The 16,562-nt window shown below is 63.3% G+C and carries 11 protein-coding genes and 1 tRNA gene; all 12 read left to right on the forward strand.

The window, feature by feature from the left end; genetic code table 11:
- Positions 1-288: 288 nt before the first annotated feature.
- A tRNA-Trp gene (locus tag ACERNI_RS17220) sits at positions 289-365 on the forward strand.
- Between the two features lie 219 nt (positions 366-584).
- Complete coding sequence (gene secE / locus ACERNI_RS17225; protein WP_448834464.1) at positions 585-785, forward strand: preprotein translocase subunit SecE; 201 nt, start codon at positions 585-587, stop codon at positions 783-785.
- Between the two features lie 14 nt (positions 786-799).
- The gene (gene nusG, locus ACERNI_RS17230) at positions 800-1,330 is read left to right on the forward strand and encodes a transcription termination/antitermination protein NusG (RefSeq protein WP_448834465.1); all 531 of its coding nucleotides are present in this window, start codon (positions 800-802) and stop codon (positions 1,328-1,330) included.
- A gap of 270 nt (positions 1,331-1,600) precedes the next feature.
- A complete protein-coding gene (rplK, locus tag ACERNI_RS17235) occupies positions 1,601-2,050 on the forward strand; it encodes a 50S ribosomal protein L11 (protein WP_191317743.1) in 450 nt (149 codons plus the stop codon).
- Between the two features lie 11 nt (positions 2,051-2,061).
- Entirely contained in the window at positions 2,062-2,763 is a 702-nt protein-coding gene (gene rplA, locus ACERNI_RS17240; protein WP_448834466.1) for a 50S ribosomal protein L1, read from the forward strand.
- 484 nt (positions 2,764-3,247) lie between these two features.
- Positions 3,248-3,766, forward strand: a complete 519-nt coding sequence (gene rplJ / locus ACERNI_RS17245) for a 50S ribosomal protein L10 (protein WP_191317745.1) — start codon at positions 3,248-3,250, stop codon at positions 3,764-3,766.
- 48 nt (positions 3,767-3,814) lie between these two features.
- Positions 3,815-4,192, forward strand: a complete 378-nt coding sequence (gene rplL / locus ACERNI_RS17250; protein ID WP_448834467.1) for a 50S ribosomal protein L7/L12 — start codon at positions 3,815-3,817, stop codon at positions 4,190-4,192.
- 227 nt (positions 4,193-4,419) lie between these two features.
- The gene (gene rpoB / locus ACERNI_RS17255) at positions 4,420-8,553 is read left to right on the forward strand and encodes a DNA-directed RNA polymerase subunit beta (RefSeq protein WP_448834468.1); all 4,134 of its coding nucleotides are present in this window, start codon (positions 4,420-4,422) and stop codon (positions 8,551-8,553) included.
- Positions 8,554-8,685: 132 nt separating this feature from the next.
- Entirely contained in the window at positions 8,686-12,897 is a 4,212-nt protein-coding gene (gene rpoC / locus ACERNI_RS17260) for a DNA-directed RNA polymerase subunit beta' (RefSeq protein ID WP_448834469.1), read from the forward strand.
- Between the two features lie 545 nt (positions 12,898-13,442).
- The gene (gene rpsL, locus ACERNI_RS17265) at positions 13,443-13,814 is read left to right on the forward strand and encodes a 30S ribosomal protein S12 (protein ID WP_132010708.1); all 372 of its coding nucleotides are present in this window, start codon (positions 13,443-13,445) and stop codon (positions 13,812-13,814) included.
- A gap of 103 nt (positions 13,815-13,917) precedes the next feature.
- Positions 13,918-14,388, forward strand: a complete 471-nt coding sequence (gene rpsG, locus ACERNI_RS17270; RefSeq protein WP_448834470.1) for a 30S ribosomal protein S7 — start codon at positions 13,918-13,920, stop codon at positions 14,386-14,388.
- A gap of 27 nt (positions 14,389-14,415) precedes the next feature.
- Entirely contained in the window at positions 14,416-16,488 is a 2,073-nt protein-coding gene (gene fusA, locus ACERNI_RS17275) for an elongation factor G (protein ID WP_448834471.1), read from the forward strand.
- Positions 16,489-16,562: the final 74 nt, after the last annotated feature.

Here is a 16,562-nt window from a genome sequence, read left to right on the forward strand (position 1 = left end):
TCTCCTCGATCATCGAGTAAGTCGCGTCACGCAGGTTTCGGCTGGCTGGCGCTTCCAGCCCGCCGCCATTCATGACGGCGCCGTCTCCGGACGGCGCCGTTTTTGTTTTCCGGTTCGGCTTTCCTGACCGTGGTCGGGAGCGCGGGAAACGGGCGAAGCAGGGGGGAATAACGACCTTGTGGGGAAAACTCCGGCTGGATGCGTTTGCCGCCGGCGTGGCCCTTGCCAGCCGCCGCGCATTGGTGCATGTAGCGCCCACAAGACGTGCGACGCACGTATCTCGCCGCTAGGAGTGTAGCTCAACTGGCTAGAGCACCGGTCTCCAAAACCGGGGGTTGGGGGTTCGAGTCCCTCCACTCCTGCCAGCGGTGAAAATCGTTGGCAGGCTGTCCAGTCGGCGGGTCGGAAACAACATCCATTCTGACGCAACGTTGGTGGCCGGGACGCTGCGCGCGGCCTCGGGTCCCTGAAGGGGGCTTGACGCAGGCGTTGCAGATCGTCCCTATGTCGACTCCGGATTCCCCGCCCGGCGCGGGCAGGATTCTCATGCAGCGAGGAGCGGGTCGCGCAGGCGACGCCGGCAGATGATGGCGAAGACAAGCCCGGTTGAATTCATCCAGCAGGTTGGCAAAGAGGCCTCCAAGGTCACCTGGCCCACCCGCAGGGAAACCATGATCACCACGGCCATGGTGTTCGTGATGGTGATCATCGCCGCAATCTTCTTCGTCGCCGCCGATCAGATTATCCGGTTCGCCGTGAGTCTGATCCTCGGCATCGGGCGCTGAAGGGGAGGCAGGACATGGCCATGCGCTGGTACATCGTGCACGCCTACTCCAATTTCGAGAACAAGGTCGCGCAGTCCATTCGCGACCAGGCGCAGCAGCGCAATCTCGAAGACAGGTTCGAGGAAGTGCTGGTGCCGACCGAGAAGGTCGTCGAGGTGCGCCGCGGCCGCAAGGTCGATACGGAGCGCAAGTTCTTCCCTGGCTACGTGCTGGTGAAGTGCGACCTGACCGATGAGGTCTATCACCTGATCAAGAACACGCCGAAGGTCACCGGCTTCCTGGGCCAGGACCAGAAGCCGATGCCGATCTCCGAGCGTGAGGCCGAGCGCATCAAGGGGCAGGTGGCTGACGGCGTCGAGCGTCCCAAGCCCTCCGTCAGCTTCGAGGTCGGCGAGACGGTGCGCGTGTCGGATGGTCCCTTTGCCTCCTTCAACGGCATTGTCGAGGAAGTCGACGAGGCCCGCGCCCGCCTCAAGGTCGCGGTGTCGATTTTCGGTCGCGCCACGCCGGTGGATCTGGAATTCGGCCAGGTCGACAAGGTCTGATCCCCGGCCCCTGTTCTGAATTGGCGCCGCGTCCCTCCGGATGCGGCGTTTTCATGCGCGATGGCCCGCGCAGGCGGATTTCGGTTTATGCCGGGACGCCCGTTGACAGAATCGCGTTTGGCCATTAACGAACGCGCTTCACCAAACGCCGTGGGAGTCGCGCCGGTCGCCAGCCGGAGAAACGCGGCGCACCGCGGTCTGCGCAGAACCCGGTCGCCGGACTGACAATCAGATCCAGGCGGGCCGGGACTCTTTTTTCTGGAGCAGTCCATGGCAAAGAAAATTGTTGGCTACATCAAGCTTGAGGTTCCGGCTGGCGCCGCGAATCCCTCGCCGCCGATTGGTCCTGCGCTCGGTCAGCGCGGCCTGAACATCATGGAATTCTGCAAGGCCTTCAACGCGAAGACCGGGCAGATGGAGAAGGGCACGCCGATCCCGGTGATCATCACCGCCTATGCGGATCGCTCCTTCAGCTTCGAGATGAAGCAGCCGCCGGTGACGTTCTTCCTCAAGAAGGCAGCCAACCTGAAGCTGGGCAAGAAGCCGGCCTCCGGCTCGAAGACGCCGGGCAAGGGCGCGAACGTCGCCAAGGTGACGGAAGCCCAGGTGCGCGAGATCGCCGAGAAGAAGATGGTCGATCTCAACTGCGACACCGTTGAAGCCGCTGTCTCCATGATCCGTGGCTCCGCCCGGTCCATGGGCATCGAAGTCGTCGCCTGAGGGAGGTTAGCATGGCCCGTATTTCCAAGCGCGTCGCCGCTTCCCGCGAAGGTCTCGACCGCAACGCCATTTATGGTCTCGAAGAGGCCGTGAAGATGCTCAAGGCCCGCGCCACCGCCAAGTTCGACGAGACCGTCGAGATCTCCATGAACCTCGGCGTCGATCCGCGTCACGCTGACCAGATGGTTCGCGGCGTCTGCAATCTGCCGAACGGCTCTGGCCGCACCGTGCGCGTGGCCGTGTTCGCTCGCGGCGCCAAGGCTGACGAAGCCAAGGCCGCTGGCGCGGACATCGTTGGCGCCGAGGACCTGCTGGAGCAGATCCAGGGCGGCAACATCAACTTCGACCGCTGCATCGCCACGCCGGACATGATGGGTCTGGTTGGACGTCTCGGCAAGGTGCTTGGCCCGCGCGGCCTGATGCCGAACCCGCGCGTCGGCACCGTGACCATGGACGTGACCGGCGCTGTCGGCGCGGCCAAGGGCGGCGCTGTCGAGTTCCGCGTCGAGAAGGCTGGCATCATCCACGCTGGCGTTGGCAAGGTCTCGTTCGACGACGGCAAGCTGGTCGAGAACATCCGCGCATTCGTTGACGCGGTCGCCAAGGCCAAGCCGACCGGCGCAAAGGGCGCGTACATTCAGCGCGTCGCCGTTTCCTCGACCATGGGCCCAGGCCTGCGCGTCGAGCTCGGCAGCGTGACCGCCGCCGCGTAAGGCGGGAAGGGGCAGCCTCCGGCGCATGCCAGCAGGGCGATTGGCCTATTGGCAAATGGCGACGGAAAGACTATCTGTCCCCCATGACAATGAAACGTCGGCTCGCGGATTCGCGCCGGCGTTTCCATAAATCCGCCCGCAAGGGTGGTTGTGGCTGGAACGGCAGGGCGCAGGTTCTGCCGGGCTGGCCATATGTCCTGTCCGAGACTGCAGGCGCCAAACGGGCAACCGGGCGGCTTAATATCATCCGATGCCAGCACAGACGGGTTGACCGCGAATTCTGGAGCTCCGCTGCCTCGCGCAGCATCAGCCAGCGTAAAACGGTTCGAACCTCGAGCACCAGGCGCATCCCCGCGGGGAAGCGTGCTGGGGACAGGGCTTGCGAGCGTCGCCGGTGTTGTCTGTATCCCGAAAGGGTCAGGCGTCCGGCGGCATGTGCAGCCGGCGAACTGGAATATTCCATTCGCCAACCGGAGAGAGCCAAGTGGACAGAGCAGCAAAAGCTGAGCTCGTCGCGTCTCTCAACGACGTGTTTTCGAGCACGGGCGTTGTGGTCGTGGCCCACTATTCGGGCCTTTCGGTCGCCAGCATGCAGAAGCTCCGCAAGGAGATGAAGCAGGCCGGCGCCACCGTGAAGGTCGCGAAGAACCGCATCGCCAAGATCGCTCTCGAAGGCAAGGACGTCGCTTCCATCGCACCCCTTCTGAAGGGGCCGACATTGCTGGCTTACAGCGATGACCCGGTTGCGGCGCCGAAGGTGGCTGTCGAGTTCGCCAAGACCAACGACAAGTTTGTTGTTCTCGGCGGCGCGATGGGCGTCACCTCCCTCAACGCTGACGGCGTGAAGGCTCTTGCCTCGCTGCCGTCGCTCGACGAACTGCGCGCCAAGCTGGTCGGCCTTGTCCAGGCCCCGGCTACCAAGATCGCGCAGCTCTCGACCGCTCCGGCAGCAAAGCTGGCGCGCGTATTTGGGGCCTATGCCAACAAGAACGAAGCGGCTTGAGGTCGTCAAGACCCTGTCAAAGTTCGAACATATTCAGGAAAGTTAAACATGGCTGATCTGGCTAAACTCGTCGACGACCTGTCGGCTCTGACCGTTCTCGAGGCCGCTGAGCTGGCCAAGCTTCTCGAAGAGAAGTGGGGCGTTTCCGCTGCTGCGGCTGTGGCCGTTGCTGCTGCTCCTGCTGCTGGCGGCGGCGCTGCCGCTGCTGAAGAGAAGACCGAGTTCAACGTTGTCCTGGCTTCGGCTGGCGACAAGAAGATTGAGGTCATCAAGGAAGTCCGCGCCATCACCGGCCTGGGTCTGAAGGAAGCCAAGGACCTGGTCGAAGGCGCTCCGAAGACCGTCAAGGAAGGCGTTGCCAAGGACGAGGCCAACAAGATCAAGGAACAGCTTGAGAAGGCTGGCGCCAAGGTCGATCTCACCTGATCTGGCCTGTGGCCGTCGCTGACGGTCGCGCGATCTTTTGAAAAGACGGTCCCGGAGGGCTTCCTCCGGGACCGTCGACCCGTCTCCGGCATAGGGCCGGGTACGGCGGGCGGCGACGCCGCCCTGACAGTTTCTGGCGCCCGATGGCGCCGCGCACCCTGGACAGGTCGCTCCGCGCCGCTGGCGCACAGCTGACCGCCATGGTCGTCTGAATGGCGAGGGACCACATGGCTCAGACCAACACCAGCAGGAAACGCCTCCGCAAGTTCTTCGGCAAGATCAACGAAGTCGCGGAGATGCCGAACCTCATCGAGGTTCAAAAGGCGTCCTATGACCAGTTTCTGTTGGTTGAAGAGCCAGAAGGCGGTCGTCCCGACGAAGGGCTTGAGGCTGTTTTCCGCTCGGTCTTTCCGATCGGCGATTTTTCCGGCGCTTCGCTGCTGGAGTTCGTCAAGTACACCTTCGAAGCGCCGAAATATGACGTGGACGAGTGCCGGCAGCGTGGGTTGACCTTCGCCGCGCCGCTCAAGGTCACCCTGCGTCTGATCGTGTTCGATATCGACGAGGACACCGGCGCCAAGTCCGTCAAGGACATCAAGGAGCAGGACGTCTACATGGGCGACATTCCGCTCATGACCGACAACGGCACCTTCATCGTCAACGGCACCGAGCGCGTCATCGTTTCGCAGATGCACCGTTCGCCGGGCGTGTTTTTCGACCACGACAAGGGCAAGACCCACTCGTCGGGCAAGCTGCTGTTCGCCGCGCGCATCATTCCCTATCGCGGTTCGTGGCTGGATATCGAGTTCGACGCCAAGGACATCGTCTACGCGCGTATCGATCGCCGCCGCAAGATCCCGGTGACGTCGCTGCTGTACGCCCTCGGGCTGGACGGCGAGGGCATTCTCTCGACCTTCTATCGCCAGATCATGTACGCCAAGGACAAGAATGGCTGGCGCGCGCCGTTCGATCCCGAGCGCATGAAGGGCTTCAAGGCCAACGCCGACATGATCGACGCCGAGACCGGCGAGGTCGTGATCGAAGCCGGCCGCAAGCTCACTGTCCGCTCCGCCCGTCAGCTGGCCGAAAAGGGACTGAAGTTCCTGCGCGTGCCGGATGAGGACGTGGTTGGCCAGTACGTGGCCGAGGACCTGGTCAATCCGCTGTCCGGCGAGATCTTCGCGGAAGCTGGCGACGAGCTGAGCGAGAAGCTGCTGGCGCAGCTGGAAGAGGCCGGCTTCGACGAGCTGCCGGTGCTCGACATCGACCACGTCACCGTGGGCCCGTATATCCGCAACACCCTTGCGATCGACAAGAACAACGCCCGTGAGGAGGCGCTGTTCGACATCTATCGCGTGATGCGTCCGGGCGAGCCGCCGACCCTCGAGGCGGCTGAGGCGATGTTCCATTCGCTGTTCTTCGACGCGGAGCGCTACGACCTGTCGGCCGTGGGTCGCGTCAAGATGAACATGCGTCTTGATCTCGATTGCCCGGACACCGTGCGCACCCTGCGCAAGGAAGACATGCTGGCGGTGGTCAAGGCGCTGGTCGACCTGCGCGACGGCAAGGGCGAGGTGGACGACATCGACCATCTCGGCAACCGCCGCGTGCGTTCGGTTGGCGAGTTGATGGAGAACCAGTACCGTCTGGGTCTGCTGCGCATGGAGCGCGCCATCAAGGAGCGCATGTCGTCGGTCGACATCGACACCGTGATGCCGCAGGACCTGATCAACGCCAAGCCGGCTGCGGCCGCGGTGCGTGAGTTCTTCGGTTCTTCGCAGCTGTCGCAGTTCATGGACCAGACGAACCCGCTGTCGGAAGTCACTCACAAACGTCGTCTTTCGGCGCTTGGCCCGGGTGGTCTGACGCGTGAGCGCGCAGGCTTCGAAGTGCGTGACGTTCATACCACGCACTACGGCCGCATCTGCCCGATCGAGACGCCGGAAGGTCCGAATATCGGTCTGATCAACTCGCTGGCGACCTTCGCCCGGGTGAACAAGTACGGTTTCATCGAGGCGCCTTACCGCGCCGTGCGCAACGGCGTCGTCACCAACGACGTGGTGTACCTGTCGGCGATGGAAGAGGCGAAGTACAACGTCGCCCAGGCCAACGCCGTCATCGATGCTTCGGGCAAGCTGGGTGAAGAGCTGGTGGTGTGCCGCCACGCCGGCGACGTCGTGGTGCTGCCGCCGGATCGCGTCGACTTCATGGACGTGTCGCCGAAGCAGCTGGTTTCCGTCGCCGCCGCGCTGATCCCGTTCCTTGAGAACGACGACGCCAACCGTGCGCTGATGGGCTCGAACATGCAGCGCCAGGCGGTGCCGCTGGTCAAGGCTGATGCGCCGTTCGTCGGCACGGGCATGGAGGCCGTGGTGGCCCGCGACTCCGGCGCTGCCATCGCGGCGCGCCGCACCGGCATCGTCGACCAGGTGGACGCCACCCGTATCGTCGTGCGCGCCACGGAAGATCTCGACCCGACCCGTTCGGGCGTCGACATCTACCGGCTGATGAAGTTCCAGCGTTCGAACCAGAACACCTGCATCAACCAGCGCCCGCTGGTTAAGGTGGGCGACTTCGTCCGCAAGGGCGATATCATCGCTGACGGTCCTTCGACGGATCTCGGCGAGCTGGCGCTTGGCCGCAACTGCCTCGTCGCGTTCATGCCCTGGAACGGCTACAACTTCGAGGACTCCATCCTGCTGTCCGAGCGCATCGTGCGCGACGACGTGTTCACCTCGATCCATCTGGAAGAGTTCGAGGTGATGGCCCGCGATACCAAGCTGGGTCCTGAGGAGATTACCCGCGACATTCCGAATGTTTCGGAAGAGACGCTGAAGAACCTCGACGAAGCTGGCATCGTCTATGTCGGCGCCGAGGTGCACGCGGGCGATATCCTGGTCGGCAAGATCACGCCGAAGGGCGAAAGCCCGATGACGCCGGAAGAGAAGCTGCTTCGCGCCATCTTTGGCGAGAAGGCTTCGGACGTGCGCGACACCTCGCTGCGCGTGCCGCCAGGCGTCACCGGCACCATCGTCGAAGTGCGCGTGTTCAACCGTCACGGCGTCGACAAGGACGAGCGCGCCCAGGCCATCGAGCGCGAGGAGATCGAGCGTCTGGCCAAGGACCGCGACGACGAGCAGGCGATTCTTGATCGCAACGTCTTCGCCCGTCTCTCCGAGGCGCTGATCGGCCAGGTCGCCATCGCCGGCCCCAAGGGCGCGAAGAAGGACGTGGAGATCAGCCGCGCCGTTCTTGAGGAGCATCCGCGCTCGCAGTGGTGGCAGTTCGCCGTCGCCAACGATCAGCTCATGGGCGAGATCGAGGCGATGCGGAAGCAGTATGACGAGTCGAAGAAGCGCCTTGAGCAGCGCTTCCTCGACAAGGTCGAGAAGGTGCAGCGCGGCGACGAGCTGCTGCCTGGCGTGATGAAGATGGTCAAGGTCTTCATCGCCGTGAAGCGCAAGATCCAGCCGGGCGACAAGATGGCTGGCCGTCACGGCAACAAGGGCGTCGTGTCGCGCATCCTGCCGATCGAGGACATGCCGTTCCTGGAGGATGGCACCCACGTTGACGTGGTGCTGAACCCGCTGGGCGTGCCGAGCCGCATGAACGTCGGCCAGATCCTGGAGACGCACCTGGGCTGGGCCGCCGCCGGTCTCGGCAAGCAGATCGGCGCCGCCGTTGACGCCTATATGCGTGACGGTGAGGAGCAGGCGCTGCGCGGTAAGCTGCTGGATGTGTATGAGGGCAACGAGATCATCAATGATCTCGATCGCGACGAGCTGGTCGAGCTGGGCGAGAACCTGCGGCGCGGCGTGCCGATGGCGACGCCGGTGTTCGACGGCGCCCGCGAGAGCGACATTGAAGCGATGCTGGAGAAGGCGGGCGTCAACCGCACTGGCCAGTCGACCGTCTATGACGGCCGCACCGGCGAGCCGTTCGACCGTCAGGTGACCGTTGGCTACATCTATATCCTGAAGCTGCACCACCTGGTCGACGACAAGATCCACGCCCGCTCCATCGGCCCCTACAGCCTCGTGACCCAGCAGCCGCTGGGCGGCAAGGCCCAGTTCGGCGGCCAGCGCTTCGGCGAAATGGAGGTGTGGGCTCTGGAGGCTTATGGCGCCGCCTACACCCTGCAGGAGATGCTCACGGTCAAGTCGGACGACGTCGCCGGCCGCACCAAGGTCTATGAGGCGATCGTCCGTGGCGACGACACCTTCGAGGCTGGCATCCCGGAGAGCTTCAACGTGCTGGTGAAGGAAATGCGGTCGCTGGGTCTCAATGTTGAACTTCAGGACAGCAAGCTGCTTGAAGCCAACAACCAGGACGGGCTGCCGCCTTCCGAGGCCGCCGAATAAGTTTGCGTCAGCGCGCGCCCCGGTTCGCCGGGGCGCCGGTCAGAAGGGAAGCTCGCGGACGCATGGTCCGGGCTTCCGGGGAAGGGACCCGGCGATCCTGCCGCCCTTCCGGATGAATTCAAGGAGTTGGTGATGAATCAAGAGGTCATGAATCTCTTCAACACCCAGGCGCCGGCGCAGACGTTCGACAAGATCAAGATCTCGATCGCCAGCCCTGAAAAGATCCTTTCGTGGTCGTTCGGCGAGATCAAGAAGCCGGAAACCATCAACTATCGTACGTTCAAGCCCGAACGCGACGGCCTGTTCTGCGCCCGCATCTTTGGTCCGATCAAGGACTATGAGTGCCTGTGCGGCAAGTACAAGCGCATGAAGTACAAGGGCGTGATCTGCGAGAAGTGCGGCGTCGAGGTGACGCTGGCGCGCGTCCGTCGCGAGCGCATGGGTCACATCGAGCTGGCTGCGCCTGTCGCGCACATCTGGTTCCTGAAGTCGCTGCCGTCGCGCATCGGCCTGCTGCTTGACATGACGCTCAAGGATCTTGAGCGCATCCTGTACTTCGAATCCTATGTCGTTCTTGACGCCGGCATCACGCCGCTCAAGGACCGCCAGCTGCTGTCCGAGGACGACTATCTGCGCGCCCAGGACGAGTACGGCGAGGACAGCTTCACCGCCAAGATCGGCGCCGAAGCCATCCGCGACATGTTGCGCGACATGGATCTGGACAAGATCGCCGCCGACATCCGCGAGGAAATTTCCACAACGACTTCAGAGCTGAAGCCGAAGAAGCTCATGAAGCGCCTCAAGATCATTGAGGCGTTTCAGCTCTCCGGCAACAAGCCTGAGTGGATGATCCTGACGGTCGTGCCGGTGATCCCGCCGGACCTGCGTCCGCTGGTTCCGCTGGATGGCGGTCGTTTCGCCACCTCGGATCTGAACGACCTGTACCGTCGCGTCATCAACCGCAACAACCGCCTGAAGCGGCTGATCGAGCTGCGCGCTCCGGACATCATCATCCGGAATGAGAAGCGCATGCTGCAGGAGTCGGTCGACGCCCTGTTCGACAACGGCCGTCGCGGCCGCGTCATCACGGGCGCCAACAAGCGTCCGCTGAAGTCGCTCGCCGACATGCTGAAGGGCAAGCAGGGCCGGTTCCGCCAGAACCTGCTCGGCAAGCGCGTCGACTATTCCGGCCGTTCGGTGATCGTCGTCGGTCCCGAGATGAAGCTGCACCAGTGCGGCCTGCCGAAGAAGATGGCGCTTGAGCTGTTCAAGCCGTTCATCTACGCGCGGCTTGACGCCAAGGGCCATGCTTCCACCGTGAAGCAGGCCAAGAAGCTGGTTGAGAAGGAAAAGCCGGAGGTCTGGGATATCCTCGATGAGGTTATCCGCGAGCATCCGGTGATGCTGAACCGCGCCCCGACGCTGCACCGCCTTGGCATCCAGGCCTTCGAGCCTGTGCTGATCGAGGGCAAGGCCATCCAGCTGCACCCGCTGGTCTGCGCCGCGTTCAACGCCGACTTCGACGGCGACCAGATGGCCGTGCACGTTCCGCTGTCGCTGGAAGCGCAGCTGGAAGCGCGCGTGCTGATGATGTCGACCAACAACATCCTGCACCCTGCCAACGGCGCGCCGATCATTGTCCCGTCCCAGGACATCGTGCTGGGTCTGTATTACCTGTCGATGATCGCCGACGGCGAGCCGGGCGAGTACAAGGCTGGCAACACCCGCAACCCGATGCAGGGCGTTTACGGTGAGTTCGGCGAGCTTGAGCACGCCATCGCCAGCCGCGTTGTGACGCTGCACAGCAAGATCAAGTATCGCTGGACCGGCCTCGACGAGAACGGCGAGCAGACGACGCGCACCTATGACACCACGCCTGGCCGCGTGATCCTGTCGCGCGTCATCCCCTCGCATCCGCGCCTGCCTTTCGACGTCGTGAACAAGCTCATGACCAAGAAGGAGATCCAGGGACTCATCGATCTCGTCTACCGCGTCTGCGGCCAGAAGGAATCGGTGATCTTCTGCGATCGCATCATGGCGCTCGGCTTCGCGCACGCCTGCCGCGCCGGCATCTCCTTCGGCAAGGACGACATGGTCGTGCCGCCGAACAAGTGGGAGATCGTCGACGCCACCCGCGCGCTCGTGAAGGATTACGAGCAGCAGTATCAGGACGGCCTGATCACCCAGGGCGAGAAGTACAACAAGGTCGTGGACGCCTGGGCCAAGTGCTCGGACAAGCTGGCTGCCGAAATGATGGTCGGTATCTCGACCGTCAAGAAGGACGCCAACGGCCGCGATTTGCCGGTGAACTCCATCTATATGATGGCGCACTCCGGCGCCCGTGGTTCGCCGGCCCAGATGAAGCAGCTCGGCGCCATGCGCGGCCTGATGGCCAAGCCGTCGGGCGAGATCATCGAGAGCGCGATTGTCTCGAACTTCAAGGAAGGTCTGGACGTTCTTGAGTACTTCAACTCGACCCACGGCGCCCGCAAGGGCCTCGCGGACACCGCGTTGAAGACCGCGAACTCGGGCTATCTGACCCGTCGTCTGGTGGACGTTGCCCAGGACGCCGTCATCCGCGAGCCGGATTGCGGCACCGAGAACGGCATCACCATGCGCGCCATCATCGACTCCGGTCAGATCGTGGCGTCGCTGGTTTCCCGCGTGCTCGGCCGTACGGTTGCTGAAGACGTCTTTGACGCCGAAGGCAACGTGATCGTGGCTAAGGGCGAGATGGTCGAAGAGAAGCACATCGACCTGATCAACGCCGCCAACGTCCAGCAGGTGAAGATCCGCTCGGTTCTGACCTGCCAGTCGAAGAACGGCGTGTGCGCCACCTGCTACGGCCGCGACCTGGCCCGCGGCGAGACGGTCAACATGGGTGAAGCTGTCGGCGTCATCGCCGCGCAGTCGATCGGCGAGCCTGGCACCCAGTTGACCATGCGCACGTTCCATATCGGTGGCGCCGCGCAGATCGCCGACCATTCGTTCCTCGAGACCAACTTCGAGGGCACGGTCAAGATCCGTAACCGCCATGTGGCGCGCAACTCCGAGGGTGAGCTCATCGCCTTGGCGCGCAACATCTCGGTGGTTATCATGGGGCCGGACGGCGTAGAACGCGCCGCCCACCGCGTGCAGTACGGCTCGCGTCTGAAGGTCGATGACGGCGATACGGTGAAGCGCGGTCAGCGCATCGCCGATTGGGACCCCTACACCCGTCCGGTTCTCACCGAGGTGGACGGCGTGGTGGCCTACGAGGATCTGGTCGAAGGCGCATCGCTGACGGAAACGGTGGACGAGTCGACCGGCATCGCCAAGCGTATGGTCATCGACTGGCGCGGCAGCGCCCGCACAGCGGATCTGAAGCCTGCAATGGTCATCATGCAGGGCGGCAAGATCGCCAAGCTGCAGCGCGGCAGCGATGCCCGTTCGCTGCTGTCGGTTGACGCGATCATCGCGGTGGACCCTGGCGCGAGCGTCAAGGCTGGCGACGTCCTGGCGCGTATCCCGATGGACAGCGCCAAGACCCGCGACATCACCGGCGGTCTGCCGCGGGTGGCGGAGTTGTTCGAGGCGCGCCGTCCGAAGGAAGCGGCGATCATCGCCGAGAAGTCGGGCACCGTCCGCTTTGGCCGCGATTACAAGAACAAGCGTCGCCTGACGCTGGAGCCGCACGATGGTTCGGATGCGGTTGAGTATCTGATCCCGAAGGGCAAGCACATTCACCTTCAGGACGGGGACGTGGTGGAGGTCGGCGACTTCATTGTCGACGGCAACCCGGCGCCGCACGACATCCTTGCCATCAAGGGCGTCGAGGAACTGGCCGCCTATCTCGTCAACGAGATTCAGGAGGTATACCGTCTGCAGGGCGTGACCATCAACGACAAGCACATCGAGGTGATCGTTCGCCAGATGCTGCAGAAGGTTGAGATCACCGATCCAGGCGATTCCGAGTTCCTGACCGGCGAACAGGTCGACCGCTTTGATCTCAATGAGGCCAACCAGGCCCTCATCGAGGAGAAGAAGCAGCCGGCCCAGGGCAATCCGGTGCTGCTTGGCATCACCAAGGCGTCGCTGCAGACCCGCTCGTTCATCTCGGCGGCGTCGTTCCAGGAGACCACCCGCGTCCTCACCGAGGCGGCGGTCAACGGCAAGTCTGACAATCTGGAAGGCCTGAAGGAAAACGTGATCGTCGGCTCGCTGATCCCGGCGGGCACCGGCTCGGTTGCCGCGGCGCTGCGCGAGATCGCCACCCGGCGCGACGACCTGATCCTGGCCCAGCACCGCCGCCCGGCTCCGACGCCGGCAGTTCCGCCGGCAGGCGCGCTGCCTGCGGCTGAGTGATCGTCGCAGGCAGGGACAGGCATAAGAATGATGGGGCCGCCTTCGGGCGGCCCCATGTTTTTTCAGCGCGCGGGCAGGGGGGAGCGGGCCTCCGGCTCCTGCTGCAAGGGGGCTGGTGAGGCGCGGCCGGGGATGCGGCTGGTTAACAGATAATTAACGGCCGTACGTGGCGCTCCAAACCCTGATGGCGGTTGACGAAACCCGACTCGTTGGGTAGAAGGACGCCACTCGACAGGCCGTAGGTCATTTTGAATCAGGGCGACATGCCCCGATGCAGCCGCCTAAACGCTGTCCATCAAGCACCCCCTGACGCAAGTCAGATGTCATTCCTGGGGCAAGATCACGTCGAGGAAGGCGTGATCCTCTGCAATGGCAGCGCCGGAGGCCTTGAAGGGCCGATGGTGCGAATTCGCTTTGGTCGCGCTGCATGCGTCCGGCGATGTGGCCTGGGACATTGGCGGTGAAGCGCTGCGGTTCAGCCGCGCGTGGCGCCGGAATCATAGTGGCCGTGCGGGAAACCGGCGGCGTTCGGAAGAGAGAACTCGATGCCGACGATCAGTCAGCTCATTCGCAAGCCGCGTGTCGCGCAGAAGGCTCGCGACAAGGTTCCCGCGCTGCAGGCCTGCCCGCAGAAGCGCGGCGTGTGCACCCGCGTTTACACCACGACCCCGAAGAAGCCGAACTCTGCTCTTCGTAAGGTTGCCAAGGTTCGTCTGACCAATGGCTTTGAAGTCATTGGCTACATTCCGGGTGAGGGTCACAACCTGCAGGAGCACTCGGTTGTCATGATCCGCGGCGGTCGCGTGAAGGACCTTCCGGGCGTGCGCTATCACATCCTGCGCGGCGTTCTCGACACCCAGGGCGTCAAGAACCGCAAGCAGCGTCGTTCGAAGTACGGCGCGAAGCGTCCGAAGTAATTCTGGTGCGTCGCGGGGAGTGTGTTTCCCGCGGCTTCATCAGTTGAATTGATGCGCCGCCGGCCGGTGGGTTGTGGCGCCGAAGTTATGCAAGGGTCCGACAATGTCCCGTCGTCACAGCGCTGAAAAGCGTGAGATCATCCCAGACGCCAAGTTCCATGACGTGGTCGTTACCAAGTTCATGAACTCGATCATGTACGACGGCAAGAAATCGGCCGCCGAAGCGATCGTTTATGGCGCGTTCGACATCATCGAGGCGAAGGCCAAGGCCGATCCGCTCGAGGTGTTCCGTCAGGCGCTCGAGAATGTCGCGCCGGCGATCGAGGTTCGTTCCCGCCGCGTTGGCGGCGCCACCTATCAGGTTCCGGTCGAGGTTCGCACCGAGCGCCGTCAGGCTCTGGCCATTCGCTGGCTGATCCAGGCTGCCCGCAACCGCAACGACCGCACCATGGTGGATCGCCTGTCGGCCGAGTTGCTGGATGCGTCGAACAATCGCGGCAACGCTGTCAAGAAGCGTGAAGATACGCACCGTATGGCTGAAGCGAACCGTGCGTTCTCGCACTATCGCTGGTAACGCGCGCACGGTTTCGGAGACACGACAATGGCTCGCAGTCACGCTATCGAAGACTATCGTAACTTCGGCATCATGGCCCACATTGATGCCGGCAAGACGACGACGACCGAGCGTATCCTGTATTTCACGGGCAAGAACCATCGTATTGGCGAGACGCATGACGGCGCCGCCACGATGGACTTCATGGCCCAGGAGCAGGAACGCGGCATCACCATCACCTCGGCGGCGACGACCTGTTTCTGGCGCGGCAAGCGTCTGAACATCATCGACACCCCCGGCCACGTCGACTTCACCATTGAGGTTGAGCGTTCGCTCCGCGTGCTCGACGGCGCTGTGTGCGTGCTGGACGGCAACCAGGGCGTTGAGCCGCAGACCGAGACCGTGTGGCGTCAGGCTGACAAGTACGACGTGCCGCGCATCGTGTTCGTCAACAAGATGGACAAGATCGGCGCCGACTTCTATCGCTGCCTCGACGACATCGTTGATCGCGTCGGCGGCAAGCCTGTTGCGCTGCAGCTGCCAATCGGCGCCGAGAGCGACTTCCGGGGCGTTGTCGACCTGATCACCATGCAGGGTCTGGTTTGGGACGGCGATGCCGGTCACCCTCCGGTCGTTGGCGAAATTCCGGCCGATCTGGCCGAGAAGGCCGCTGAGTTCCGCAGCAAGCTCGTTGAAGCCTGCGTTGAGCTCGACGACGACGCCATGACGGCTTACCTGGATGGCGTTGAGCCTGACGCTGACACGATCCGCAAGCTGCTGCGCAAGGCCGTTGCCAAGCGCGCCTTCCATCCGGTGATGTGCGGTTCGGCGTTCAAGAACAAGGGCGTTCAGCCGCTGCTCGACGCAGTGGTCGACTACCTGCCGGCTCCGTCTGATCGTGAAGCCATCGACGGCATCCTGCCGGACACGGAAGAGCCCGCCACGCGCAAGCCGTCGGATTCCGATCCGTTTTCCATGCTCGCGTTCAAGATCATGGACGACCCCTTCGTCGGCACCATCACCTTCTGCCGCGTGTATTCGGGCAAGGTGGAGTCCGGTCAGGGCGTCGCCAACTCGACCCGCGACAAGAAAGAACGCGTCGGCCGCATGCTGCTGATGCACGCGAACAACCGTGAGGATATCAAGGAAGCCTATGCCGGCGACATCGTCGCTCTGGCTGGCCTCAAGGATACCCGCACCGGCGACACGCTGTGCGATCCGCTGAAGCCGATCATTCTCGAGCAGATGGAATTCCCGGAGCCGGTGATCACCATCGCCATCGAGCCGAAGTCCAAGGCCGACCAGGAGAAGCTGGGTCTGGCTCTGGGCAAGCTCGCCGCCGAGGATCCGTCGTTCCGCGTGTCCACCGATCAGGAGTCGGGTCAGACCATCCTGCGCGGCATGGGCGAACTGCACCTCGACATCAAGGTCGACATCCTGCGCCGCACCTACAAGGTCGACGCCAATGTCGGCGCGCCGCAGGTTGCCTATCGCGAGACGATGACCCGCGCGGTTGACGTCGACTACACGCACAAGAAGCAGACCGGCGGTACGGGCCAGTTCGCCCGCGTCAAGTTCACGGTCGAGCCGAATGAAGCCGGCAAGGGCTTTGAGTTCGAGTCGAAGGTCGTGGGCGGTTCGGTGCCGAAGGAATACATCCCGGGCGTCGAAAAGGGCCTGCAGAGCGTCCTGTCTTCAGGTGTTCTCGCTGGCTTCCCGGTTGTCGACATCAAGGTGACGCTGACGGACGGCGCCTTCCACGAAGTCGACTCGTCGGCCCTGGCCTTCGAAATCGCCTCGCGAGCCGGTTTGCGTGAAGCCCTCCAGAAGGGCGGCGCCGTGCTCCTCGAGCCGATCATGAAGGTCGAGGTGGTGACGCCTGAGGACTATACGGGTTCGGTTATTGGCGACCTGAACTCCCGTCGCGGCCAGATCCAGGGTCAGGACATGCGCGGCAACGCCGTTGTCGTTAACGCCATGGTCCCGCTGGCCAACATGTTTGGTTACGTGAACCAGCTCCGGTCGTTCAGTCAGGGGCGGGCGAACTACACCATGCAGTTCGACCACTATGAACAGGTTCCGCAGGCCGTCGCGCAGGAGGTTCAGGCGAAATACGCCTGATCCTTCCCCCGATCTGAGCGAACCCATTTGTAATTTGAGAGTTTCAGGGAGCCTAAGATGGCCAAAGAGAAATT

This window comes from Camelimonas sp. ID_303_24 (assembly GCF_053543495.1).

Excerpts from the sequence above, each read along its gene's own strand:
- rpsL (WP_132010708.1), top strand. The coding sequence starts at position 13,443 with ATGCCGACGATCAGTCAGCTCATTCGCAAGCCGCGTGTCGCGCAGAAG.
- rpsG (WP_448834470.1), top strand. The coding sequence starts at position 13,918 with ATGTCCCGTCGTCACAGCGCTGAAAAGCGTGAGATCATCCCAGACGCC.
- rplK (WP_191317743.1), top strand. The coding sequence starts at position 1,601 with ATGGCAAAGAAAATTGTTGGCTACATCAAGCTTGAGGTTCCGGCTGGC.
- secE (WP_448834464.1), top strand. The coding sequence starts at position 585 with ATGATGGCGAAGACAAGCCCGGTTGAATTCATCCAGCAGGTTGGCAAA.
- fusA (WP_448834471.1), top strand. The coding sequence starts at position 14,416 with ATGGCTCGCAGTCACGCTATCGAAGACTATCGTAACTTCGGCATCATG.
- rplL (WP_448834467.1), top strand. The coding sequence starts at position 3,815 with ATGGCTGATCTGGCTAAACTCGTCGACGACCTGTCGGCTCTGACCGTT.
- nusG (WP_448834465.1), top strand. The coding sequence starts at position 800 with ATGGCCATGCGCTGGTACATCGTGCACGCCTACTCCAATTTCGAGAAC.
- rpoB (WP_448834468.1), top strand. The coding sequence starts at position 4,420 with ATGGCTCAGACCAACACCAGCAGGAAACGCCTCCGCAAGTTCTTCGGC.
- rpoC (WP_448834469.1), top strand. The coding sequence starts at position 8,686 with ATGAATCAAGAGGTCATGAATCTCTTCAACACCCAGGCGCCGGCGCAG.
- rplA (WP_448834466.1), top strand. The coding sequence starts at position 2,062 with ATGGCCCGTATTTCCAAGCGCGTCGCCGCTTCCCGCGAAGGTCTCGAC.